This is a genomic window from Achromobacter sp. SLBN-14 (assembly GCF_006715415.1).
Taxonomy (GTDB): Bacteria; Pseudomonadota; Gammaproteobacteria; order Burkholderiales; family Burkholderiaceae_B; genus Achromobacter; species Achromobacter mucicolens.
On the sequence record NZ_VFNE01000001.1, the window covers coordinates 1,902,706 to 1,925,540 of the forward strand.

A 22,835-nucleotide genomic window follows, 5' to 3' on the forward strand; every position below is an offset into this window, starting at 1 on the left:
CGGCGATTATAGGAGGGATCAGCTACCGGCCAGGATGATCTCTTTGTCCTTCGGGACGATCAGCGCCGTCATTTCCTTGCGGTAGCGGTTCAGATCCTTCACCGTCTCGAAGCTGCGATCCATCAGCTTGGACAGGATGTGCAGGATGCGGCTGGCCACCTTCTGCTCCCACACGCCGTCAAAGCGGATCTGCGTGTCCAGCCAGTGTTCCAGCCAGCCCGGCTCCGGCAGGCGCGACTGCACCGTGTCGTTCGGGAACAGATCCTTGTTCACGTGCAGATTCGTCGGATGCAGCGCCTGCTGCGTGCGTCCCGCCGAAGCCATCAGCACCCCGATCTTCGAGAACGCCAGACGGGCTTGCTCGCTCGTTTCCTGCCCGCGGTCGTGCAGCGCACGGCGCATGTATTGCAGGTAGGCGCCCGCGTGACGGGCCTCGTCCTGCGCCACCGTCTTGTAGATCGCCTTGATGACAGGCTCCGTGTGCCAGTCGGCCGCGCGGCGGTACCAGTGGTTCAGGCGGATCTCGCCGCAGAAATGCAGCATCAGCGTTTCGAGTTCCGGGGCCTGATCGAATTCAAAGCGCACGTTGTGCAGCTCTTCTTCGGTGGGCACCAGATCCGGCCGGAAGCGGCGCAGATACTCGATCAGCACCAGGGAATGCTTTTGTTCTTCAAAGAACCAGACCGACATGAACGCGCAGAAATCACTGTCGCCGCGGTTGTCGCGCAGGAACATCTCGGTGGCCGGCAGCGCCGCCCACTCCGTGATGGCGTTCATCTTGATCGTGTGGGCCTGCTCGTCCGAGAGCTTGCTGCGGTCGAAATCGCCCCAGGGAATATCGTGCGCCATGTTCCAGCGCACGGCTTCCATGGTCTTGAAGAGTTCAGGATAAAGCATGTTCTGCCCTTGTATTCGTCCCGCTAGTGGGGCTATGGAAATTGATGAATGGCGCGCGCGTTCTTATAGGCGTCGGCGCTGCATGCCACCTCTCGCAGCGCTATTTTTCGCCGTCTCCCGCGAAGCTATGATGACCGTTTCATGAATGAAACATGACAGTAAGGTCTAGATCATCGCGCCGCCTATCGGGTCAGCGCCCATATCGCGACCCCCACCGCCAGCGCCAGCACGCCAACCAGCGCTGCAACCAGCCGGTTGTTCTGCTCTTGTGCGCGACGTAGCTGCATCATCTCGGCCAGCATCGCCGGCGAGACATTGGGGCGGCTCAGATGGTCATGGACCAGCCTGGGCAGGGCCGGCAGCATCTGCGACCACTGCGCTGCCTCTTTTTCCAGGCTTTGCCGCAGGCCCTTGAATCCGACACGCTGGCGCATCCAGCGTTCCAGATAGGGCTTGGCGGTCTTCCAGAGATCGAGGTTGGGATCGAGCTGACGCCCCAGTCCCTCGACGTTCAGCAGGGTCTTCTGCAACAGGACCAGCTGCGGCTGGATCTCGACGTTGAACCGGCGCGAGGTCTGGAAGAGCCGCAGCAGCACTTGCCCCAGCGAGATCTCCGACAACGGCCGGTCAAAATAGGGTTCGCAGACGGCGCGCACCGCGCCTTCCAGTTCTTCCTCGCGCGTATCCGGCGGCACCCAGCCCGATTCGATATGCAGTTGCGCCACGCGGCGGTAGTCGCGGTGAAAGAACGCCAGGAAATTCTGCGCCAGGTAGTTCTTGTCGAACTCGGACAGCGAGCCCACGATGCCGAAATCCAGCGCGATGTAGCTGCCCAGCGTGTCCGGGCGGTCCGACACGTAGATGTTGCCCGGGTGCATGTCGGCGTGGAAAAAGCCGTCGGTAAAGACCTGCGTGAAGAAGATCTCGACGCCCGTGCGCGCCAGCGTCGGAATGTCGATGCCGGCCTCGCGCATGCGCTCGACCTGGCCCACCGGCATGCCGTACATGCGCTGCATCGTGAACACGGTGGAAGCCGTGTATTCCCAGATCACCTCGGGCACGATCAGCATGTCGCCACGCCCCGATTCCGGACCGAAGTTGCGGCGCAGCTGGCTGCAATTGGAGGCCTCGCGCACCAGGTCCAGTTCGTCGTGCAGGTACTTGTCGAATTCGGCCACGACCTCGCGCGGCTTCAGGCGGCGGCCGTCCGGGCCCAGGCGCTCGATGATGCGCGCCACCACCTTCAGCAGCGACATGTCTTTTTCGATGATGCTGAGCATGCCCGGACGCAGCACCTTCACGGCGACTTCACGGCCGTCGTGCAGCACCGCGAAGTGCACCTGCGCGATCGACGCCGACGCCACCGGGTCCACATCGAACTGCGCGAACAGCTTTTCGGGCGGCGCGCCCAGCGCCGCCTCGATGCAGGCCGCTGCCTGCGCCGACGGGAACGGCGGCACGCGGTCCTGCAGCAGCGCCAGTTCGTTGGCGATGTCGGCGGGGATCAGGTCTCGGCGGGTGGACAGCACCTGCCCGAACTTCACGAAGATCGGGCCCAGCGATTCCAGGGCAAGTCGCAGCCGTTGCCCGCGCGGCGAACGCGGGCGCGTGCCCAGGCGCATGACGCGCAGCAGGCAGGTGGCCAGCGGATGATTCAGGCTGGACAGCACCAGCTCGTCCAGGCCGTAGCGCAGCGAGACGACGATGATGCGAAACAGGCGCAGCAAGGGGAACATGGATCAGGCGCCCCGCTTTGCGCCGGCCGTGGCCAGGCGGGTTTGCAGCGCAGCCGCGGAACGCGCCAGCGCGTCGGTGCGGGTGTTCAGGTCGGCCAGGTCCAGGCGCCATTGCTCCAGGGCCGGACGGCCCGCCAGCACACCGCTTTCCTCGGACAGGTATTCGGATACGTTTTCGGCCAGGCGCTTGCCCGCCGTGCGCGCGCCATCCGACACGGCACGCGCGCCGCCCACGATGCGCAGCGCGGCGATGTCGCCCACCACGCGGGCCAACGCGTCCTCCGGATCCCAGCGCAACTGCTTGGACAAGTCGGCAACCACCTGGGCCAGCGCCGCGTCGCCTGAAATATGCGTGGCCTCGGCAAAATCCGGCTTCTCGTGCCCGGCGCCCAGGCGCGGCAGCGGCAGCTTCTCGGGCGACACTGTCAGCGTCACGTCGGGCACCACGGCCGGATCAGCCTGATCCGCCAGCCCTTCGCTATCGATGGACAGGCCCAGCGTGAAGCCGCCCATGGCAAACCGCACGGTCTTGCCGGCATGCCGAGCCAGGCGTTCGCGCGCCCAGTCCTCGCGCCGCAGCAAGGCATTGAGGGCGCTGATGGCCAGACGCTTCGGTGTGGGCAGGAACGAAAAAGGCAGCATGGCGGTTGCAAGGACCCTGAGAGGGCTTGCCGAAGTTGATGGGTAAATCGGGAGTGTAACGGGTTAGATGGGAGCCTGTTTTGCGTAGGCACATTGAAAAACCGGCCCTCTGGGGGCCGGTTCAGGCGGACGCCTTGCGGCGCCCGCGGCAGATGGCCGGTCGAGCCGGACCGCCAGGATTAGCTGGCGTGTTCCACCGGGATCTGCTGGATGCCGGCCAGCAACCAGCCGCCATTGGCCGGCTTGAACAGGTTCCAGACTTCTTCGAAGCGGAACGCTTCGGCGCCCGGCGCCTCGCGCAGCATGCCCGAGAAGCGCACGCTGGCCAGGTGGCCGTCGGAGACGGTTTCGATGCCCAGCATCTCGGCGTTCAGCAGGACCACTTCGGTCTTGTTGGGCGCCGCGCCGCGCTCGGCCAGCTGCGGCTTGAGCTCGGTGATCAGGTCGTCGGTCAGGAATTCGCGCAGACCGTCGGTGCTGCCGCTGTCCCAGACCGCCTGGATGCGGACGAACTGTTCCTTGGCTTGCTTCAGGAAGTTCGGCGTGTCGAAATCGCCCGGCACGAACCAGTTGTTGTCGTCGCCCGCCTTGGGCAGGACGGCCGGCGGCTCGACCGGCGCGGCGGCCACCGTAGCGGCAGCGGCGGCAGGCGCGGCGGCGCCCGGCTTCAGCGATTCACGCCACATGGGCTGCTGTTGCTGGCCCGAGGCGTTGTTGGCCCCGCCGAACGCACCTTGCGTGGCAGTGCGCGGACCGGCGCCGCGCAGGCGGCGGATGATGAACATGACGGCGAAGACCACGGCGGCGATCAGCAGCGCGGACGACAGGAACTCCAGGAACGCGCCGGACAGGCCCATGCTGGAGAGCAGCGCGGCGATACCGAGGCCGGCGGCGATGCCGGCGATGGGACCCAGCCAACGCGAGGCGCCGCTCTTGGCGGCGGCGCCTGCCGCGCCAGCCGTGGCAGCGCCGGCAGCTGCCGGTGCGGCGGTGGCGCCCGCGGTGTTGTTGGTGGCAGCCGGCGGCGTGGTGGCCTGGCGCTGCGTCGTGACGTTGGAAGACTGGCGGCCGACACTGGCGCCGCCGCCTGCGCGGCGAGCTTCGGCGTCAAACGACGCCGTCACCAGCGCCGCGCCCGAAACGGCGATGAGCGCCGCGGCGACAAAGCGCGAAAGACTGAATTTAGACATGAGTTTGCTCCCTCGTACTCGCGCCCCCGCTGCCCCGAGCAACGGGAGGGCCCCGCAATGCGCGGGGCCATCTGCGCGACTTTTCTTACAGTAATCTGAATGGCGTAAGAATAACGGACAAGCTGCCGCCCCACAAGTTCCCCGCGGGGTGGCGAAATCCGCCGTGGTCGCCGGGCGTCAGCCCAGGCGCACACCTTCGTGCAACGCGGCGATGCCCGCCGTCAGGTTGAAGTACTGCACCCGCTCCAGGCCGGCGGTGCGCAGCATGTCGGCCAGGGTTTCCTGGTCCGGGTGCATGCGGATCGATTCGGCCAGGTAACGATAGCTGGCCTCGTCCTTGGCGATCTTCTTGCCCAGCCACGGCAGCACGTTGAAGGAATACCAGTCGTAGGCCGGGGACAGGGGCTTGGCGATGCGCGAGAACTCCAGCACGAGCAGCTTGCCGCCCGGCTTGAGCACGCGGGTCATTTCGGCCAGCGCGCGATCCTTGTGAGTCATGTTGCGCAGGCCGAAGGCCACGCTGACGCGGTCGAAGTAACCGGAGGGGAACGGCAGGCGCTCGGCGTCGCACACGGCGGCGGGCACCAGCAGGCCGGCGTCGGTCAGCCGGTCGCGGCCCACGCGCAGCATGGAATCATTGATGTCGGTCAGCCAGACCTCGCCCGTGGGGCCGGCGCGCTTGGCGAACGCTCGCGCCAGGTCGCCCGTGCCGCCGGCAATGTCCAGCACCTTCATGCCGGGGCGGATGGCCGCGCGGCCAATCGTGAACGCCTTCCAGACGCGGTGCAGGCCCGCCGACATGAAATCGTTCATGACGTCGTAGCGCTGGGCGACCGAATGGAACACTTCGGCAACCTTGCGGGCCTTTTCGCTTTCGGGGACCGATTGGAAGCCGAAGTGCGTGGAGGTCGAGCCGGCGCCGGCGGATTGTTGCGATTCGGAGGGGTTTTGCATGGTGTATTCCCGATATATCGTTCAATGGTAGCCTATCGGGCGCGCGCCTGCGGCGGGCGAGCCCGCCAGATGGCGCGCCGCGGTCACATACCTGAAATATTGCGGCCATACTATCGCAATGTTCGCGCCGCGCCGGCGCTCCGAAGTGTGCCCAATTCGATATGTCCAGCACTATCCTCGTCGTCGAAGACGAACCCGCCATCCAGGAATTGATCGCCGTCAACCTGTCCTTCGCCGGCCACAAGGTGCTGCGCGCCTTCGACGCCGACCAGGCCCAGACGCTGATCCGTGCCGAGCTTCCCGACCTGATCCTGCTGGACTGGATGCTGCCCGGCACCTCTGGCCTGGCCATGGCCCGCAAGCTGCGCAACGACGAGCGCACCCGCGCCGTCCCGGTCATCATGCTGACCGCCAAGGGCTCCGAGCAGGACAAGGTCGACGGCCTGGAAGCCGGCGCCGACGACTACATCACCAAGCCCTTCTCGCCCAAGGAGCTGATGGCCCGCATCAAGGCCGTGCTGCGCCGCCGCGCGCCCCAGCTCACGGACGACGTCATCGACGTCGGCGGCCTGAAGCTGGATCCGGTGACGCATCGCCTGTCGGGCAACAGCCAGTCCCTGCAGATCGGCCCCACCGAATTCCGCCTGCTCCACTTCTTCATGACGCACCCCGAGCGCGTGTTCTCCCGCTCGCAGCTCCTGGACCAGGTGTGGGGCGACCACGTCTTTGTCGAAGAGCGCACGGTCGACGTGCACATCCGCCGCCTGCGCAAGGCCCTGGAACCCAGCGGCCATGACGCGCACGTCGAAACGGTCCGCGGCAGCGGCTATCGGTTTACGGCACAGCTCCCGACGCGGTAAAACGTGCGCACGATGATCTGGCTGCGCACCCTTATTCTGGTCGTCCTGTGGGCGGCATTTGCCTTGTTGGCGCAATGGCTCATTGGAGACCCCGCGGGCTGGATCGTGTTTTCGGTGTCGCTGACCGCCATGCTGCTCTGGCGCAGCTGGCGCCTGTCGCTGGTGTCCAAATGGGCCAATCACCCGGATTCCGCCCCGCCGGCCTCCGTGGGCCCGTGGGATGACATTCTTGCCCCGCTCTATCGTTACACCCGCGCCCGCGCGCGCGAGCTGGCTGAAACCCGCGACACCATGCAAGGGATGCTGGCGGCTGCCCAGGCCCTGCCCGACGGCGCCGTCACGCTGAACGAGGATTTCCAGATCGACTGGTGCAACCGCATGGCGCGCCAGCATCTGGGCCTGCGCTTGCCCGCCGACCGCGGCCACAATCTGCTGAACCTGCTGCGGGCCCCGGAATTCGTGGAATACGCGCATCGTCCGTCCTGGCCCGAGCCCATTCTGGTGCGGCTGGGCCAGCAAGGCCAGGAACGGCTGATGATGATGCAGCTCACTGCATACGCGAGCAACCAGCGCCTGCTCATCACCCGCGACGTGACCCAGATCGAACGCCTGGAAACGACGCGCCGCGACTTCGTCGCCAACGTGTCGCACGAATTGCGCACGCCGCTGACGGTGCTGGCGGGTTTTCTGGAAACGCTGCGCGACATGCCCGACGAGGCGCTGCCCAAAGAGCAGCGCGAACAATACATCGACATGATGTACGAGCAGGCCCACCGCATGCAGGCCATCGTGGAAGACCTGCTGACGCTGTCCACATTGGAATCGTCGCCGGGCAGCGATCCGCGCGCCGTCAACATGGGCGCACTGCTGCAAAAGGCGCGCCAGCAGATCGAGGCCTTGTCGGGCGGCCGTCATCAACTGGTCTGGCACATCGATGAAACCCTGGACGTGCTGGGCGCCGAAAACGAACTGACCTCGGCGCTTTCCAACCTGCTGACCAACGCCGTGCGCTACACGCCGGACGGCGGCACCATCACCGTCCGCTGGGAACGCGACCCCGAAGGCGGCGCATGCTACAGCGTGCAGGACACCGGCATCGGCATCCCGGCGCGCCACCTGCCGCGCCTGACCGAACGCTTTTACCGCGTGGACCGGGGCCGCTCGCGCGCCGTCGGCGGCACCGGGCTGGGGCTGGCGATCACCAAGCACATCGCCATGCGGCACGACGCCGAACTGCTCATCACCAGCGAACCCGGCAAGGGCAGCGTCTTCTCGCTGCGCTTTCCCGCCGACCGCATCGCCATCGCCGAAACGGCATGATTCCGCCCGCCTGCCCGCCTGACGGCGGCGCGCGGGTGGTAAATTTTTGGCCATGCGCATCCTGGTCATCGAAGACGAACCCAAACTGGCCGACTACCTGAAGAAGGGACTGTCGGAGCAAAGCCACGTCGTGGACGTGGCGCGCGACGGCGTAGACGGCCGCCACCTCGCGCTTGAAGGCGCGTACGACCTCATCGTGCTGGACGTGATGCTGCCCGGCGTGGATGGATTCGAGATCCTGGCCTCGGTGCGCGCGCAAAAAGACACCCCCATCCTGATGCTGACCGCTCGCGATGCGGTGGAAGACCGGGTCCGCGGCCTGGAAGGCGGCGCCGACGACTACCTGGTCAAACCCTTTGCGTTCTCGGAACTCTTGGCGCGAGTGCACGCGCTGCTGCGCCGCGGCCGCTCGCAGGAGCCCACGCTGCTGCGCCTGGCGGACCTGGAGCTGGATCTGGCGCGCCGGCGCGCCCAGCGCGGCGGCCAGCGGCTGGACCTGACCGCCAAGGAATTCAGCCTGCTGGCGCTTCTGCTGCGCCGCCAGGGGCAGGTGCTGTCGCGCACCACCCTGGCCGAACAGGTCTGGGACATGAACTTCGACAGCGACACCAACGTCATCGACGTCGCGGTGCGGCGCCTGCGCGGCAAGCTGGACGATCCCTACGCCACGAAACTGCTGCACACCGTGCGCGGCATGGGATACGTGCTGGAATCGCGCCCTGCTGACGGCCACGCCCGATGAGCAGCCCCCGCGTGCGCTCCATGCAGGCGCGGCTGACGCTGCTGCTGGGCGCCATCGCGCTATTTGTTTCCAGCGTGGCGGGAGCCACCCTTTTCTGGGCGCTCAAGCGCGAAGTCGAGCGCCAGGAGATCACCGAAGTCAGCGGCAAGCTCGAGCTCATCGACCACTTGATCGACATGCAGAACAGCGCAAGCGGCTTGCACGACCTGGCGGCCACCTTCGATCAGATGCGCGCGGGCCAGGGGCAGCTTGGCATCTGGATCGTGGACGCGCAGGGCCAGGCCGTCTATGGCGGCGCCGCGCCCGAAACGCTGGAAACCACGGATGGCCGGCAGGTCCTCTTGCAGACGCCGGATGGCGGGCGCATGCGCGGCCTGCGCGTTGCCATGAACGATCGCATCCTGCCCGGCGCGCAGCTGACCGTGGCGGTCAGCACGCGCACCAGCGCGCAATTCCTCTATGCCTACGGCACGGCGCTGGCGCTGATCTGCGCGTTGTGGGTGGGCGCGACGGTCGTCCTGGCCGCGTGGGCCGTGCGGCGCAGCATGGCGCCCGCGCGGCGGCTGTCCGGGCAGGCCGCGGCCATCCAGCCCGACAATCTGGCGCGCCGCCTGCCGCTGCAAGACACCGACCGCGAGCTGCATGAACTGGTGCGGTCCTTCAACCGCACGCTGGACCGGCTGCAAGCCGCCTACCAGCAGATGGAGGGCTTTAACGCCGATGTGGCGCACGAACTGCGCACGCCGCTGGCGACCCTCATCAATGGCACGCAGGTCATGCTGTCGTCGCCGCGCGATGCGGCCGAGCTGCGAGATGCGCTGGAATCCAACCTGGAAGAACTGGAAGACCTGAAGACGCTGGTCAACGACATGCTGTTCCTGGCGCGGGCCGACCGCGGCGAGCGCGCCGCCGACCTGGCGCCGGTGTCGCTGGCCGCCGAAGCCCGGCGGGTGGCCGAATATTACGAGGCCACGCTGGAAGAACACGCCGTGCGCCTGCGCTGTGTGGGCGACGCCACCGTGGCCGCCAACCGGGGGCTGGCGCGCCGCGCGCTGGCCAACCTGATTTCCAACGCCATCAAGGCGACGCCCCCGGGCGGCGAGATCGTGCTGACGAGCACCCCCACCGCGCGCGGGGCGCGGGTCACGGTCCACAACCCCGGCACGCCTATCCCGCCCGCGGACCTGCCCCGGATCTTCGACCGCTTTTTCCGCTCCGGCCAGACGCGCGCGCCACGCAGCGAAGGTCACGGCCTGGGCCTGGCCATCGTCCGCGCCATTGCGCGCATGCATGGCGGCGACGTGGATGCGGCGTCCGGCGCCGCCGGCACCGTGGTCGGCATCACCTTCAACAACCCGGCGCCGGCCGCGAACATTACAAAAACGTAATCTGCGCGACAGGATCGGGTCACCCCGGTCTTCCTACAGTGTCATCACGCCCATTCCCATTGCAAGGATTCCCGTGAAAGGCACCCTGTTACGCACTTGCGCCGCCGCATTGGCGCTGATGATGTCCGGCGCCGCGTTCGCCGCAGGCGAGCATGCACACGGCGGCCACGCGCCGTCCGCGGCGGCCGCGCCCATCGGCGCGCCGGGCGATCCCGCCCGCGTCACGCGCACCATTGACGTCGACATGACCGACGCCATGCGCTTCACGCCCGCCAGCATCGACGTCAAGGCCGGCGAGACCGTGCGGCTGAACGTGCGCAATTCCGGGAAGATCCGGCACGAACTCGTGCTGGGCACCGACGCCGACCTGAAGGCGCATTACGCCATGATGATGAAGGACCCCGGCATGCGTCACGATGAACCCAACGCGGTGTCGCTGGACGCCGGCAAAAGCGGCGAGATCGTCTGGCGCTTCGGCAAGGCCGGCACGGTGTCCTTCGGCTGCCTGGAGCCAGGCCATTACGGCGCCGGCATGAAGGGCGCCGTCTCGGTGCTGTGACATGACGGCGCACACGCTCACGACCCGCCGCCGCTTCGTGCAGGGCCTGGCCGCCGGCGGCGCGCTCGCCGCCCTGGGCGGCTGGCGCCAGGCATCGGCCCAGTCCGGCGCAGCCGCGGCCGCCGAACTGCGCGGCACCGAGTTTCACCTGGACATCGGCGAGACGCCCGTGAACTTCACGGGGGCCGCGCGCGTGGCCACCACGGTCAACGGCCGCCTGCCCGCGCCGCTGCTGCGCTGGCGCGAGGGCGATACGGTGACGCTGCACGTCACCAACCGGCTGCGCGAGCAGACCTCCATCCATTGGCACGGCATCCTGCTGCCCACCGGCATGGATGGCGTGCCCGGCCTGAGCTTTGCCGGCATCGACCCCGGCCAGACGTTCACGTACCGATTCGACGTACGCCAAAGCGGCACCTACTGGTATCACAGCCACTCGGGATTCCAGGAACAGACGGGCCTGTACGGCGCCATCGTCATCGACCCGCGCCACCGCGATCCCATCGCCTCCGACCGCGACTACACGGTGCTGCTGTCGGACTGGACGGACGAAGACCCGATGCGCGTGTTCGACAAGCTGAAGGTGATGCCGGATTACTACAACCGCATCCAGCCCAGCATGCAAAGCCTGGCGGACAATGCCGGGGACAAGGGATGGCGCGCGGCGCTTGCCGACCGGCTGATGTGGGAACGCATGCGCATGAATCCGACGGATCTGGCCGACGTGTCCGGCGCAACCTACACCTACCTCACCAACGGCGCCACGCCCGCGGCCAACTGGACGGGCCTTTTCAAGCCGGGCGAGCGGGTGCGGCTGCGGTTCATCAACGGCTCGGCCACGACGTACTTCGACGTCCGGATACCGGGCCTGACGATGACTGTCGTGGCCGCCGATGGCCAGGATGTCCGCCCAGTCGATATCGAGGAATTTCGCATCGGCGTCGCGGAAACCTATGACGTGATCGTGGAACCTTCACAGGACCGCGCCTACACGATCTTCTCGCAAGCCATGGATAGATCGGGCTATGCGCGCGCCACGCTGGCGCCCCGCGCCGGCATGCAGGCAAGCGTGCCCGAGATGGACCGTGTGCAGGTGCTGGGCATGATGGACATGGGCATGGCCCACGACATGAGCGGGTCGCAGCCGATGCCGGCCGGACACGCCGGGCACGGCGCGGGCGCGGACCAGGGCGGCATGGTCGAGGTCAGGCACCCCTATCCCGCCGAGCGCGCCGTGGGCAATTCCATGCAGCCTGACGTGGTGTCGACGCGCCTGGACGATCCCGGCCCCGGACTGCGCGACAACGGCCGCCGCGTGCTGACGTATGCGGACTTGCGGTCGGTGCGGGAGCCCGACGACAACCGCGCGCCCTCGCGCGAGATCGAGCTGCACCTGACGGGCAACATGGAGCGCTACATGTGGTCGTTCAACGGCGTGAAGTTCTCGGACGCGCGGCCCATCGTGCTGCGCCACGGCGAGCGCGTGCGCTTCGTGCTGGTCAACGACACGATGATGACGCATCCCATCCATCTGCACGGCCTGTGGAGCGACCTGGAATCCCCGGACGGCGCGTTCCAGGTCCGCAAGCACACGATCTCATTGAACCCGGCGCAGCGCATCAGCTATCGCGTCAGCGCCGACACGCGTGGGAACTGGGCCTACCACTGCCATCTGCTGTATCACATGGAGGCCGGCATGTTCAGGGCGGTCGTGGTGGAGTAAACGATGAAGCCGATCAGTTTCCAGAAACACGCGCCGGCCCTTTGCGCCATCGCCCTCGCGCTGGCGCCCCCCCTGGCCGCGGCTCAAGCAGCGCAAATGGATCATGCCGGCATGACCGGGATGGACCACGGCTCGATGGACCATGGCCAGGCGCCGTCACCGGACAGCCCGGAAAGCCCGGAAAGCCACCAGGGAATGGACCATGCAGAGGCGAACCATGACGCGCCCGCCGCAGACGCCCCGCCCGTCGGCAGCCTGCCCGCAAGCGATGGCGAAGGCCCGCGCGGCTACGACAGCTACGGCATCCATCCGCACATGATGGACAACGCGCCCACGTGGCAGGTGCTGTTCGACAAATTCGGCGCATCGCGCAATCGCGACGGGCAGAACGCGCTCGAATGGGATGGCCGCTTCTGGTTCGGCACCGCCACGGACCGCCTGCTCGTCAAGAGCGAGGGCGAGCGCGAAAGCGGCGGCGGATCGGACGGCAAGGTCGAGGCCTTCTGGAGCCACGCCATCTCGCCCTTCTGGGATCTGCAACTGGGTGCGCGCCGGGACATCGGCGCAGGCCCCAAGCGCAACTGGGCCGCGGTCGGCGTCGAGGGCTTGCTGCCCTACAACATCGAACTGACGGCCACCGCCTATGCCGGCCCGTCAGGCCGCAGCGCCCTGGCGCTGAAGGCCGAGTACGATCTGCTGCTGACCCAGCGCCTGATATTCACGCCCGAACTGCAAGCCAGCGTCTACGGCAAGAACGACCCGCAACGCGGCATCGGTTCCGGTCTGTCGCAGGGATCCCTGTCCCTGCGCCTGCGTTACGAGGTCACGCGCGAATTCGCCCCCTACGTTGGCGTATCCTTTGAACGGAAGTTCGGCCAGACGGCGAGCTATGCCTCGGACGCCGGCGAAAGCCGATCGCAGGCTGCTGTCATCGCGGGCGTGCGGTTCTGGTTCTGACCGGCCCGCGCCTGAACATCCCCCTTTATCCCCCGGAGCATCATGAACGTTTCCCGTCTTACGCGCCGCCTCGTCCTTGCCGCGGCCCTCAGCATTCCCGCGATTGCCGCCGCGCAGGCGCCCGTGAAAGTCGAGGTCTGGAAGACGCCCACCTGCGGCTGCTGCGAGGATTGGGTCAAGCACATGCGCGACAACGGCTTTGCCGTGACCACGCATGACGTCGAGGACACCGGGCCCATCCGCCGCAACGCCGGCATGTCCAACTACGGTTCCTGCCACACCGCGATGGTCGATGGCTATGCGGTCGAAGGTCACGTGCCCGCCAGCGACGTGCGCCGCCTGTTGCTGGAAAAGCCCGACGCAGCGGGTCTGGCCGCCCCGGGCATGCCGCTGGGATCGCCCGGCATGGACGGGCCGGAATACGGCGGACGCAAGACGCCGCACGACGTGGTGCTGGTCGACAAACGTGGCGGCGCCCAGGTTTTTCAGGCCTATCGCTAAGGCTGGCCTGAAACAATTCATCCACAACGCTTCAATGGCTACTCCTTGCACCGCAGCAAAAATGGTCCACAATAAATAAAAGCGTTTCTCACCCACCCCCTTGGCAGTCATGGCACAAATCGTCCTGTTCGAGAACATCCACCCGAGCGCCCGCGCCGTCTTCGAGGCCGCCGGCTATACCGATATCGTCACGCATGCCGCGGCTCTGCCGCCGGCGCAATTGCACGACGCCCTGCGCGGCGTGCAAGTGGCGGGGATCCGTTCTCGCACGCACCTGGATGCCGCCCTGCTGTCCGGCAACCCCGACCTGCGCGTGGTGGGATGCTTTTGCATCGGCACCAACCAGGTCGACCTGGACACCGCCATGCAGCGCGGCATTCCGGTCTTCAATGCGCCGTTCTCGAACACGCGCTCGGTGGCCGAACTGGTGTTGGGCGAGGCCATCCTGCTGCTGCGCCGGATTCCCGAAAAGAATGCCCGCGTCCATCTGGGCCACTGGGATAAAAGCGCCGCGGGCGCTTTTGAGACCCGCGGCAAGACGCTGGGCATCGTCGGCTACGGCAACATCGGCTCGCAGATCAGCACGCTGGCCGAAAGCCTGGGCATGCGCGTCATCTATCACGACGTGGAAGCCAAGCTGCCGCTGGGCAACGCCCGGCCGGCCGGCACGCTGAACGAACTGCTGGAGCAGGCCGACGTGGTGACGTTGCACGTGCCCGGCGGCAAGTCCACCGAAAACATCATGAACGCCGAGACCATCGGCCGCATGCGCCGTGGCGCGATCCTGATCAACGCTTCGCGTGGCACCGTGGTGGATATCGCCGCGCTGCACACGGCGCTGAAATCCGGTCATCTGGCCGGGGCCGCGCTGGACGTGTTCCCCACCGAACCCAAGAGCGCCGATGAACCGCTGGCCAGCCCGCTGATCGGCATGCCCAACGTCATCCTGACCCCGCACATCGGCGGCAGCACGCAAGAGTCCCAGGAGAACATCGGCCGCGAAGTGGCCGAAAAACTCGTGCGCTTCCTGCAGGCCGGCACCACCAAGGGCGCCGTCAACTTCCCCGAGCTGCCTTTCCTGGAGCAGGCCGGCGGCACGCGCATCCTGCATGTGCACCGCAACGCGCCGGGCGCGCTGGGCACGCTGGACAACCTGATGGCGCAGCACGGCCTGAACATCGTCAGCCAGACCTTGCAGACACGCGGCCAGATCGGCTACGTGATCACCGACGTGGAAGGCCAGGTCGACGATATCGTCATGACCGCCTTGCGCGATCACCCGATCACGGTCCGCTGCGACCGGCTGTAAAGCAGCAAGCGCCAGGCAGCAAGGGCCCCTTCGGGGGCCTTTTTATTGCCCGGCAGTTGCCTGGAACGGTGTCAGACACCGGCCCAATCCACTGGGGTCATGCCCCATCCGGCTCAGCCGCCGCCCGGTGCAGGCACTGCGCGATCTTCTCGCGCACGCTGCCCGCATCGAACGGCAGCCGGCCGATGATGCCGATCTCGCGATGAAACGCGTGTTCGCCCAGCGGCAGCAGCCGCAGATCCGTCATGTCCAGCCGCCGCAGGCGCGGCAGCAGCGCCACGCCAAGGCCATGCCGCACCATCCCCGCGATCGCCTCGATCTCGTCGAGCTCCACGGCCTCGTTCACGGTGATGCGGTGCTTTTTCAGGAACACGTCGACCACCCGGCCGCCGAATGAGGCGCGGTCGTAGCGAATGAAGGGCTGGGTCGCCAGCAGCTCCCGCCACGGGGCGACCGGCATGGATTCGGGCAGGGCCAGCATGACGGGCTCGGTCATCAGCGGCTGCCAGCCCAGTTCGGGCGGCAGGGCGAAGGGCGGGCGGATCAGCACGGCCAGGTCCACTTCGCCGGCGTCCACCTGGCCCAGCAGCGACAGCGAGACGCCGGGCACGATGCGCACGCGCACATCGGGATAGACCGCGCGGAACTCGCCCACGGCATGGACCAGCAGATCCTGCTGCACGGAGGCGATGGCCCCGATGCGGAGCAGCCCGCTGACGTGCGCGGCGCCCGCCGAGGCCGCCATGCGCTCGGCCATGGCGACCAGCTCCTCGGCCTGCGGCAGCATGTCCCGCCCGTGGGCGTTGAGCGCCGCCGCGCGCGGACCGCGGTCGAACAGCTCGACGCCCAGGTATTCCTCCAGCCGCCGGATCTGGGCGCTGACCGCGGATTGCGTCAGGCCAAGCTGGACACCGGCCCCGGTAAAGGTTCCGTCCCGCGCCACGGCAATAAAGGTCTTGAATTCCTTGAGCACAATCAATTTTTTCGATGCTAAGACTCGAAAAATATCGTTTTGCTATAAAAAAAACAATACCTAAACTATGCCCTGGTGATAACGCCGACACATTGCGGCGTTCGCTGAACTGAATAACCCTCTTTTGCCTGACCCGGAGCCTTGCATGTCCGCTCAAACCAACCTGCCGCCGTTCCACCTGGCCTTCCCCGTGCGGGACCTGGCCGAAGCCCGCGCCTTCTACGGCGAAAAGCTGGGCTGTCCGGAGGGCCGCAGCTCGTCCGAATGGATCGACTTCAATTTCTACGGCCACCAGATCGTGGCGCACCTGGCGCCCAGCGAATGCGGCCACAAGGCAACCAGCGCGGTCGATTCGCACAATGTGCCCGTGCGCCATTTCGGCGCCGTGCTTTCCATGGAACAATGGGAAGCCATGGCCAAGCGACTGACCGACGCCGGCACCGAGTTCGTCATCGAACCCTACATCCGTTTCAAGGGCGAGGTCGGCGAACAGGCCACCATGTTCTTCCTGGATCCGTCGGGCAATGCGCTTGAATTCAAGGCGTTCAAGAACATGGATTCGTTGTTCGCCAAGTAACCCGTCACTACAGGTTTCGTGCCGTTGAACGTCAATTCCAATTCGCTTTCTCCGGCCGAAACCCGCTGGCGCATCCTGCCCCAGGGTGACCGCTGCCTGATCGTCTCCTTCGGCGAGCGCATCGATGCCGCCATTGGCCGGACCTGTCTGGCGGCGGCCCGCAAGCTGCGCGACGCGCGGCTGCCGGGCGTCACCGACGTGGTGCCCTCCTTCGTCGCCGTAGCCGTGCACTACCGGCCGGGCGGACATGGCGAAGGGCCCACGTACGCGGCGCTCTCCGAGCACATCCAGGCCCTGCTTGCCGAAGGCATCCCAACCGCCGACGCGGGGGGACGCGAGGTCGACATCCCCGTCTGCTATGGCGGCGAACACGGCCCCGACCTGGAAGAGGTCGCGCGCGCGGCGCGCATCAAACCCGAAGACGTCATCCGGTTGCACAGCGAACCGCGCAGCATGGTGTTCATGCTGGGGTTTGCGCCCGGCCACGCCTATCTCGGCGTGCACGACGAAAAACTGAACATTCCCCGCCGTCCGTCGCCGCGCACCGCCGTGCCCGCCGGCGCGGTGGCCATCGCCAACCGGCAAACCGTGATCTACCCGAACCGGCTGCCGGGCGGCTGGAACATCATCGGCGCCACGCCGCTCGTCATGTTCGACCCCGCGCGGGAACCGGCGGCCCTCCTGCAGCCCGGCGACACGGTGCGGTTCGTGCCAATTACGCCCAACGAATTCGACCGCATCCGGGGGAGCCGGCCATGAGCGTGACGGTGATCAAGCCCGGCATGCTGTCCAGCTTCCAGGACCACGGGCGCGAAGGCTACCAGCATCAGGGCATTCCGGCGGCCGGCGCCATGGACGAACGCGCCCATCGGCTGGCCAATGCCCTGGCGGGCAACGAAGGCGACCCGGCCACGTTGGAGATCACGCTGACCGGCCCCACGCTGCGCTTTGACGCGCCGGCCTGTTTTGCGCTGGCCGGTGCCGACCTGGGCGCCACGCTGAACGGTCAGGACGTTGCCCTGTTGCGCCCGCTTATCGCGCGGCCCGGCGACGTGCTGGCCTTCGGGGCACGGCCCGCAACGGGCGTGCGCGCGTATCTGGCCGTGCATGGCGGTTTTGCGCTGACGTCCGTCATGGGCAGCGAGACCACGTACCTGCGCAGCGGATTCGGCGGTTTTCAGGGGCGCGCACTGGCGAAGGGCGACGTCGTTCCGCTGCGCCGTCCGCTGGCGCCGGACTGCGATACCGCCGCCTTGCAGAAGGCGCTGTGGCAGGTGCGCGTGTACCTGCCCGCGGCGCTGGGCAACAAGCAGCGCGAGTTCATCCGCTTCCTGCCCGGCGTGCACTGGCCCGAATTCTCGCAATCCAGCCGCCGCGCCTTTTTGGAATCCGAATTTCGTATCAGTCCGCAGTCCGACCGCATGGGCTACCGCCTGCTTGGCCGGCCGCTGACCATGAATCAGCCGCGGCAGATGCTGTCCGAGGCCGCCTGCTTTGGCACGGTGCAGGTGCCCTCGGGCGGCGAAGCCATCATTCTCATGGCCGACCGGCAGACCACCGGCGGCTATCCCAAGATCGCGCAGATCGCCACCGTGGACCTGCCCGCGCTGGCCCAGTCCGCGCCCGGCCAGGTGCTGCGTTTCCAGCGGATCGAGCTGGACGAGGCGCAGCGCCTGGACGGCGAGCGCGAACGCGCGTTTGCGCAGTTGCACGATGCGCTTGCGCCGCTGCGCGCGCTGCTGAACTAGAAAGGAAACCGCCATGACCACCCGCATCGACTTGAACTGCGACATGGGCGAAAGCTATGGCGCCTGGACCATGGGCAACGACGCGGCCGTGCTGCAGTACGTCAGCTCGGCCAACATTGCCTGTGGTTTCCATGGCGGCGATCCGGCCACCATGCGCAAGACGGTGGCCGCCGCGCTGGCCCGGGGCGTTGCGCTGGGGGCCCATCCCAGCTTGCAGGACCTGGCCGGTTTCGGCCGCCGCGTCATCCAGATCAGCCCGGACGAGGCCTACGACATCGTCGTCTATCAGATCGGCGCGCTGGCGGGTGTCGCGGCCTCGCAAGGCGCCCGCCTGCATCACGTGAAGGCGCACGGCGCGCTCTACAACATGGCGGCCAAGGATGAGCCGCTGGCAAAGGCGATCTGCCAGGCGGTCAAGGATGTGGATGCATCGCTGATCCTGTACGGACTGGCCGGCAGCAAGCTGATCGACGCGGCCCGCGCCATCGGCCTGGCGTGCGCCAGCGAAGTCTTCGCGGACCGTTCCTATCAGGACGATGGCTCGCTGACGCCGCGCACGCGCGCGGGCGCCATGATCGAGGACGTGGACGTCGCGGTCGCACAGGTCGTGCGCATGGCGCGCGAAGGCCTGGTGCGGTCGGTTGACGGCAAGGATGTGCCGGTGCAGGCCGACACCCTGTGCATTCACGGCGACCAGCCCAATGCGCTGGTCTTTGCCGACGGCATCCGCCGCGCCTTGACGCAGGCCGGCATCGAGGTGCGCACGCCGCCCCGGGCTTGAAGGCCCGGGCGCAGGCCTCTTCCTACGCGGCGTCCAGCGACGCCTCGCGGTAAGCGCCCAGGATCTCCGGCAGCACTTCCACCACGTACTTGCGGGTCAGTCCGGCCGCGCGGTCGAAATCGCGGCTGCCGAGCGCCTGGATGATGCCTTCCGTGTAGGACGGGATCGTGTTGGCTTCGAGCGATTGCCGGGCCAGCATGTAGCCCAGCGGTTCGATCTGTTCGTACAGTTTGCTGAGCATGCTGGTCAACGGCGCGTTGCCGGTGTAGCGCGCCGCGGCCAGATAGAAGTCGCGCGAGGCCGAGATGAAACCGCGCGCGTCCTGACGGCCCATCGCGGCGACGATGGCCTCGTGCAACGTGCCAAGTTCGGCCACCAGCGGCCCGACATCGGGCATCTCGGCGACCTGCCGGATGCAATACGCCTCCAGCTCCGCACGCAGCATGTACAGATGGCGGATCTGGGTTTCGGTATAGAGCGTGACCCGGAAGCCCTTGCGCTGGATGTGCGTGACCAGGCCGCTCAGCTCCAGCAGACGCAGCGCCTCCCGGATGGGGCTGCGGCTGGTGCCGAAGCGCTGCTCCAGTTCCTGTTCCCGTAACGGCTGTCCTGGCCGGATAGTGCCGTTCACTATCAACTCACGAATCTGTTCCTGTAGGAAATACGGAATCGTGGCGGGCGCTTTGACGTCCAATCGGCTCCCCTTTTACTGCGACTACGCATGACATGAGACCGTGACAAGATACTCGAAATCTCTTGAAACACAAGTAGAAATAATGTTTCACTCTCAAAAGACGGCCGTGTGCCTGCCCGCGACGGACGGCGTTGTCTGAGGATGCGGGGAATCAGTGCCAGTCGTCGCGGTAGACGAACTTGGGCATTTGCCAATTGAAGCGCAGGGCCATCAGGCGCATGGTCAGGCCCGCCGCCAGCGCGATGGGCACCGACGCATTGGCCGACAGCCCGAGCGCCATCGAGCCCAGATAGAGCGCGCCGGTCACCAGGGACACGCTGGCGTACAGCTCCTTGCGGAACAGCAGCGGAACCTCGTTGCAGAGCACATCGCGCAGCACCCCGCCGGCGCACCCGGTGATCATGCCGCTGATCAGCACCACTGTGATCGGCAGCTGCATCATCTGCGCGACCTGGCAGCCAATCACCGTGAAAGCCACCAGCCCCAGCGCATCGGCCAAGAGGAACACGCTACGCAGCCGGCGCATGACCGGCGCGATCAGCGCGGTCAGGATCGCCGCACCGCCCGTCATCCACAGATATTCGGGATGCACGACCCACGTCAGCGGATAGTGCCCCAGCAGCACGTCGCGCAACGAACCGCCGCCCAGCGCCGTCACGCACGCGATGATGCAGACGCCCATCCAGTCCATGTCGCGCCGCCCCGCCGAAAGGGCCGCCGTCATGGCTTCGGCGACGATGGCGACCAGGTACAGCGTGTGCAGCAGGGCGGGCGAAAGATCGGTGAACATGGGTTGGGCGGTAGCGTTGGCAGGCCTCATTGTATTGAGCCTTGCCGGCGGGCGCGCCATTGCCTGCGCGCGCATCATCCCGTACCCTCGGAGCTGTGTTGATTGCGATCAAGCCCCATCTCGTTTCGCGGCGAGACAATGGAGACGTGCCCGACCGGGCGCTATTGGGCCAGGCAGCGCGGACGCGGGAGCCGCCTCTCTGGCCGTAACCGGGAGATTAGGTATGACACAGCAAGTTGGCCCCATCCTTCTGGCCACCGACCTCAGTGCGCGCGGCGACCGAGCCCTCGACCGCGCCTTGCAGTTGACCAAGGAACTGAACACCAAGCTGATCATGCTGCATGTCATGGAATCCCATGCCACGCCGCTCACCACGCCGGTATGGCGCCGCCTGTCGCCCGACCACAAGGCCCTCGTCGAACGTGAACTGGCCGAAGACGTGGCCGCCGCCAACGTGCCCGCCGAAGTCGTCGTCACCAAGGGCGATCCCGTCGCCAGCATCATGGAAACCGCCGACGCCTTCGGCTGCTCGCTGATCGTGGCCGGCATTGCCCGCCAGGAAACGCTGGGCCGGCTGCTGCTGGGCACCACCGTCGAAAAACTGGCCCGCCAGGCGCGCCAACCCGTGCTGGTCGTCAAGAACCGTCCGCGCCGCCCCTACCGCGACGTGCTGGTCGCCACCGATTTCTCGGACGGCTCGCGCCAGGCGCTGCGCGCCGCGTTGCAACTGGTGCCCAATGCCGACATCACCTTGTTCAACGCCTACGAAGTGCCGTTCCAGGGCGTGACCAAGCCTGACGACGCGGTTGTGGACAACCTGTACCGAACCGCCGAACAGTGCGCCGAGCGCTTCATCGCCGAAACGCCCGAACTGCCCAAGGGCCGCCCGACCAAGGTGGTGCTGGAAGCCGGCCAGCCCGAAACCGTGCTGGCCGATTACTCCTTCAACCATCGCTCCGACCTGGTCGTCACGGGCACCCATGGCCGCACCGGCATCCTGCGCACCGCCATCGGCAGCGTGGCCGAACGGCTGCTGGAATCCCTGCCCAGCGACGTGCTGATCGTGCGGCTGAGCGGCGAAGAGTAATCCTGGCCAAGCAAAAGGCGGCGCTCATGCGCCGCCTTTTTTTGGCCTGCCTTCAACTTACGCGCTACGCGTCGCCCTGCTTTTCCATGGTGTCGATCGTGCCGCGCAGGACCTTCAGCAGCACCAGCCCCGGGATGGCGATCACCACCGTCAGCAGGAAGAACCCCGGCCACCCCAGGTGATTGACCAGCGGCGGCGTCAGCGGCCCGGCCAGGTAGGTGCGCCCCACGGCTGACAACGCCGACAGCAGCGCGAATTGCGTGGCCGAGAACCGCTGGCGGCACAGGGCCATCAACAGGCCCACGAAAGACGCCGTGCCCAGTCCGCCGCACAGGTTTTCAATGCCCACGCCGGTGGCCATCAGCCACAGGTTCTTCGGACTGACGGCGATCAGCCAGTACGCCAGGTTCGACACCGCCTGCAAGAGTCCGAAGGCCATCAGCGACCGGTACAGCCCCCACCGCGCCATCAGGGATCCGCCCGCCAGCGCGCCGATGATCGTCGCCGCCAGTCCCAGCACCTTGTTCACCGTACCCACTTCGGTGGGCGTGAAGCCCGCGCCGCGGATGAGGAAGGTGGTGGACAACGCGCCGGCGAACGCGTCGCCCAGCTTGTACAGCACGATCAGCAGCAGCACCGACAGCGCGCCGCGGCGCGTGAAGAATTCATGCAGGGGTTCGGCGACCGCCTCGCGCAGGCTGCGGGGCGCGCGCGCGACGTGTTCGGGTTCGGGCGCCCACAGCGTGGCAAGCGCGCATAGCAGCATCAGCCCGCCCATCACCATGTAGGTGTTGCCCCACCCGATCCATTGGTCCGCCATGATGAGCGCCAGGCCGCCCGACACGATCATGGCCAGCCGGTAGCCCATGACCTTGATGGCCGCGCCCGCCCCGCGTTCTTCCTTGCGCAGCACGTCCGTGCAATACGCATCGAAGGCAATGTCCTGCGTGGCGGAAAGAAAGGCGACCAGCACGGCCAAGAGCGCCAGCGGCATCAGCGCCGACGACGGCGACAGCGCGCCCATCGCCAGGATCGCCGCCGCCAGCAGCACCTGCGTGACCAGCATCCAGCCGCGTCGCCGGCCCAGCAGCGGCGGCGCGAAACGGTCCACCAGCGGCGCCCAGAGAAATTTGATGGTGTAGGCCGTGCCTACCAGGGTGAGGAAACCGATTTCCTGCAGCGGCACGCCTTCGACGGTGGCCCAGGCCTGCAATGTGCCGCTGGTCAGGGCCAGCGGCAGCCCGCTGGCAAAGCCCAGGACCAGCAAGGGGGCAACGCGCGGGCTGGTGTAGACGTTGGATACAGCGGTGATGACGGTCTCCTGAGACTAGGCCGGCGGCGTCGCAGGTGCTGGCCGCGGGCGTGCCGGCATTTTAGGGCCTGTTGCCCCGTGCCGTCAGGAGGATG

The 22,835-nt window shown here is 66.9% G+C and carries 23 protein-coding genes; 14 read left to right on the plus strand and 9 right to left on the minus strand.

Features of this window, described 5'->3' with window-relative positions; genetic code table 11:
- Positions 1-18: 18 nt before the first annotated feature.
- From FBY20_RS08670 to ubiE, 5 genes are all read right to left on the minus strand, one after another.
- The gene (locus tag FBY20_RS08670) at positions 19-897 is read right to left on the minus strand and encodes a ferritin-like domain-containing protein (protein ID WP_056327535.1); all 879 of its coding nucleotides are present in this window, start codon (positions 895-897) and stop codon (positions 19-21) included.
- Positions 898-1,079: 182 nt separating this feature from the next.
- A complete protein-coding gene (gene ubiB, locus FBY20_RS08675; protein WP_056327537.1) occupies positions 1,080-2,633 on the minus strand; it encodes a ubiquinone biosynthesis regulatory protein kinase UbiB in 1,554 nt (517 codons plus the stop codon).
- 3 nt (positions 2,634-2,636) lie between these two features.
- A complete protein-coding gene (locus FBY20_RS08680) occupies positions 2,637-3,275 on the minus strand; it encodes an SCP2 domain-containing protein (RefSeq protein WP_142051476.1) in 639 nt (212 codons plus the stop codon).
- 179 nt (positions 3,276-3,454) lie between these two features.
- Positions 3,455-4,465 (minus strand): Tim44 domain-containing protein, encoded by a 1,011-nt coding sequence (locus tag FBY20_RS08685; protein ID WP_142051479.1) that lies wholly within the window; start codon positions 4,463-4,465, stop codon positions 3,455-3,457.
- Between the two features lie 177 nt (positions 4,466-4,642).
- Positions 4,643-5,419, minus strand: a complete 777-nt coding sequence (gene ubiE / locus FBY20_RS08690; protein WP_062840246.1) for a bifunctional demethylmenaquinone methyltransferase/2-methoxy-6-polyprenyl-1,4-benzoquinol methylase UbiE — start codon at positions 5,417-5,419, stop codon at positions 4,643-4,645.
- A 161-nt stretch (positions 5,420-5,580) separates the two neighbouring features.
- Between ubiE and phoB the strand changes: the two genes are divergently transcribed.
- From phoB to serA, 9 genes are all read left to right on the plus strand, one after another.
- Positions 5,581-6,279 carry a phosphate regulon transcriptional regulator PhoB gene (phoB, locus tag FBY20_RS08695; protein WP_006227196.1) on the plus strand — a complete coding sequence of 233 codons (699 nt, stop codon included), beginning with the start codon at positions 5,581-5,583 and terminating at the stop codon, positions 6,277-6,279.
- 12 nt (positions 6,280-6,291) lie between these two features.
- Positions 6,292-7,599 carry a phosphate regulon sensor histidine kinase PhoR gene (gene phoR / locus FBY20_RS08700; RefSeq protein ID WP_142055854.1) on the plus strand — a complete coding sequence of 436 codons (1,308 nt, stop codon included), beginning with the start codon at positions 6,292-6,294 and terminating at the stop codon, positions 7,597-7,599.
- A gap of 52 nt (positions 7,600-7,651) precedes the next feature.
- Positions 7,652-8,341 (plus strand): heavy metal response regulator transcription factor, encoded by a 690-nt coding sequence (locus FBY20_RS08705; protein WP_142051482.1) that lies wholly within the window; start codon positions 7,652-7,654, stop codon positions 8,339-8,341.
- Positions 8,338-9,729 (plus strand): heavy metal sensor histidine kinase, encoded by a 1,392-nt coding sequence (locus FBY20_RS08710; RefSeq protein WP_142051485.1) that lies wholly within the window; start codon positions 8,338-8,340, stop codon positions 9,727-9,729. The genes FBY20_RS08705 and FBY20_RS08710 overlap by 4 nt, the downstream gene beginning before the upstream one ends.
- 118 nt (positions 9,730-9,847) lie before the next feature.
- Positions 9,848-10,288 (plus strand): cupredoxin family protein, encoded by a 441-nt coding sequence (locus FBY20_RS08715; RefSeq protein WP_142055856.1) that lies wholly within the window; start codon positions 9,848-9,850, stop codon positions 10,286-10,288.
- Position 10,289: 1 nt separating this feature from the next.
- On the plus strand, positions 10,290-12,011 hold the full coding sequence (locus FBY20_RS08720) for a copper resistance system multicopper oxidase (RefSeq protein WP_142051488.1): 1,722 nt from the start codon (positions 10,290-10,292) through the stop codon (positions 12,009-12,011).
- A 3-nt stretch (positions 12,012-12,014) separates the two neighbouring features.
- Positions 12,015-12,968, plus strand: coding sequence for a copper resistance protein B (locus FBY20_RS08725; RefSeq protein WP_142051491.1), 954 nt, complete (start codon positions 12,015-12,017; stop codon positions 12,966-12,968).
- 42 nt (positions 12,969-13,010) lie between these two features.
- Positions 13,011-13,469, plus strand: coding sequence for a DUF411 domain-containing protein (locus FBY20_RS08730; protein WP_142051494.1), 459 nt, complete (start codon positions 13,011-13,013; stop codon positions 13,467-13,469).
- Positions 13,470-13,578: 109 nt separating this feature from the next.
- Positions 13,579-14,778, plus strand: coding sequence for a phosphoglycerate dehydrogenase (gene serA, locus FBY20_RS08735; RefSeq protein ID WP_142051497.1), 1,200 nt, complete (start codon positions 13,579-13,581; stop codon positions 14,776-14,778).
- Positions 14,779-14,875: 97 nt separating this feature from the next.
- Here the strand turns inward: serA and FBY20_RS08740 are convergent, their stop codons facing one another.
- A complete protein-coding gene (locus tag FBY20_RS08740) occupies positions 14,876-15,751 on the minus strand; it encodes a LysR family transcriptional regulator (RefSeq protein WP_142055858.1) in 876 nt (291 codons plus the stop codon).
- 145 nt (positions 15,752-15,896) lie between these two features.
- On the opposite strand from FBY20_RS08740, the gene FBY20_RS08745 reads away from it, so the two are divergent.
- From FBY20_RS08745 to FBY20_RS08760, 4 genes are read left to right on the plus strand one after another with little or no spacing between them, the layout of a single operon-like run.
- Entirely contained in the window at positions 15,897-16,328 is a 432-nt protein-coding gene (locus FBY20_RS08745; RefSeq protein ID WP_056327555.1) for a VOC family protein, read from the plus strand.
- Positions 16,329-16,352: 24 nt separating this feature from the next.
- A complete protein-coding gene (gene pxpB / locus FBY20_RS08750; RefSeq protein ID WP_142051501.1) occupies positions 16,353-17,087 on the plus strand; it encodes a 5-oxoprolinase subunit PxpB in 735 nt (244 codons plus the stop codon).
- Positions 17,084-18,076: a biotin-dependent carboxyltransferase family protein gene (locus tag FBY20_RS08755; RefSeq protein WP_142051504.1), complete on the plus strand. Its 993-nt coding sequence runs from the start codon at positions 17,084-17,086 to the stop codon at positions 18,074-18,076. The genes pxpB and FBY20_RS08755 overlap by 4 nt, the downstream gene beginning before the upstream one ends.
- 13 nt (positions 18,077-18,089) lie before the next feature.
- Positions 18,090-18,857, plus strand: coding sequence for a LamB/YcsF family protein (locus FBY20_RS08760; protein WP_056327558.1), 768 nt, complete (start codon positions 18,090-18,092; stop codon positions 18,855-18,857).
- A 22-nt stretch (positions 18,858-18,879) separates the two neighbouring features.
- Here FBY20_RS08760 and FBY20_RS08765 read toward each other — a convergent pair whose 3' ends face one another.
- Both FBY20_RS08765 and FBY20_RS08770 read right to left on the minus strand, forming a co-directional pair.
- Complete coding sequence (locus FBY20_RS08765) at positions 18,880-19,551, minus strand: GntR family transcriptional regulator (RefSeq protein WP_056327559.1); 672 nt, start codon at positions 19,549-19,551, stop codon at positions 18,880-18,882.
- Positions 19,552-19,702: 151 nt separating this feature from the next.
- The gene (locus FBY20_RS08770; protein ID WP_056327560.1) at positions 19,703-20,341 is read right to left on the minus strand and encodes a trimeric intracellular cation channel family protein; all 639 of its coding nucleotides are present in this window, start codon (positions 20,339-20,341) and stop codon (positions 19,703-19,705) included.
- Positions 20,342-20,564: 223 nt separating this feature from the next.
- Here FBY20_RS08770 and FBY20_RS08775 point away from each other — a divergent pair, with 223 nt between their 5' ends.
- Entirely contained in the window at positions 20,565-21,428 is an 864-nt protein-coding gene (locus tag FBY20_RS08775; protein WP_142051509.1) for a universal stress protein, read from the plus strand.
- Positions 21,429-21,492: 64 nt separating this feature from the next.
- Here FBY20_RS08775 and FBY20_RS08780 read toward each other — a convergent pair whose 3' ends face one another.
- Positions 21,493-22,740, minus strand: coding sequence for a muropeptide transporter (locus tag FBY20_RS08780; RefSeq protein WP_142051512.1), 1,248 nt, complete (start codon positions 22,738-22,740; stop codon positions 21,493-21,495).
- Between the last annotated feature and the right edge of the window lie 95 nt (positions 22,741-22,835).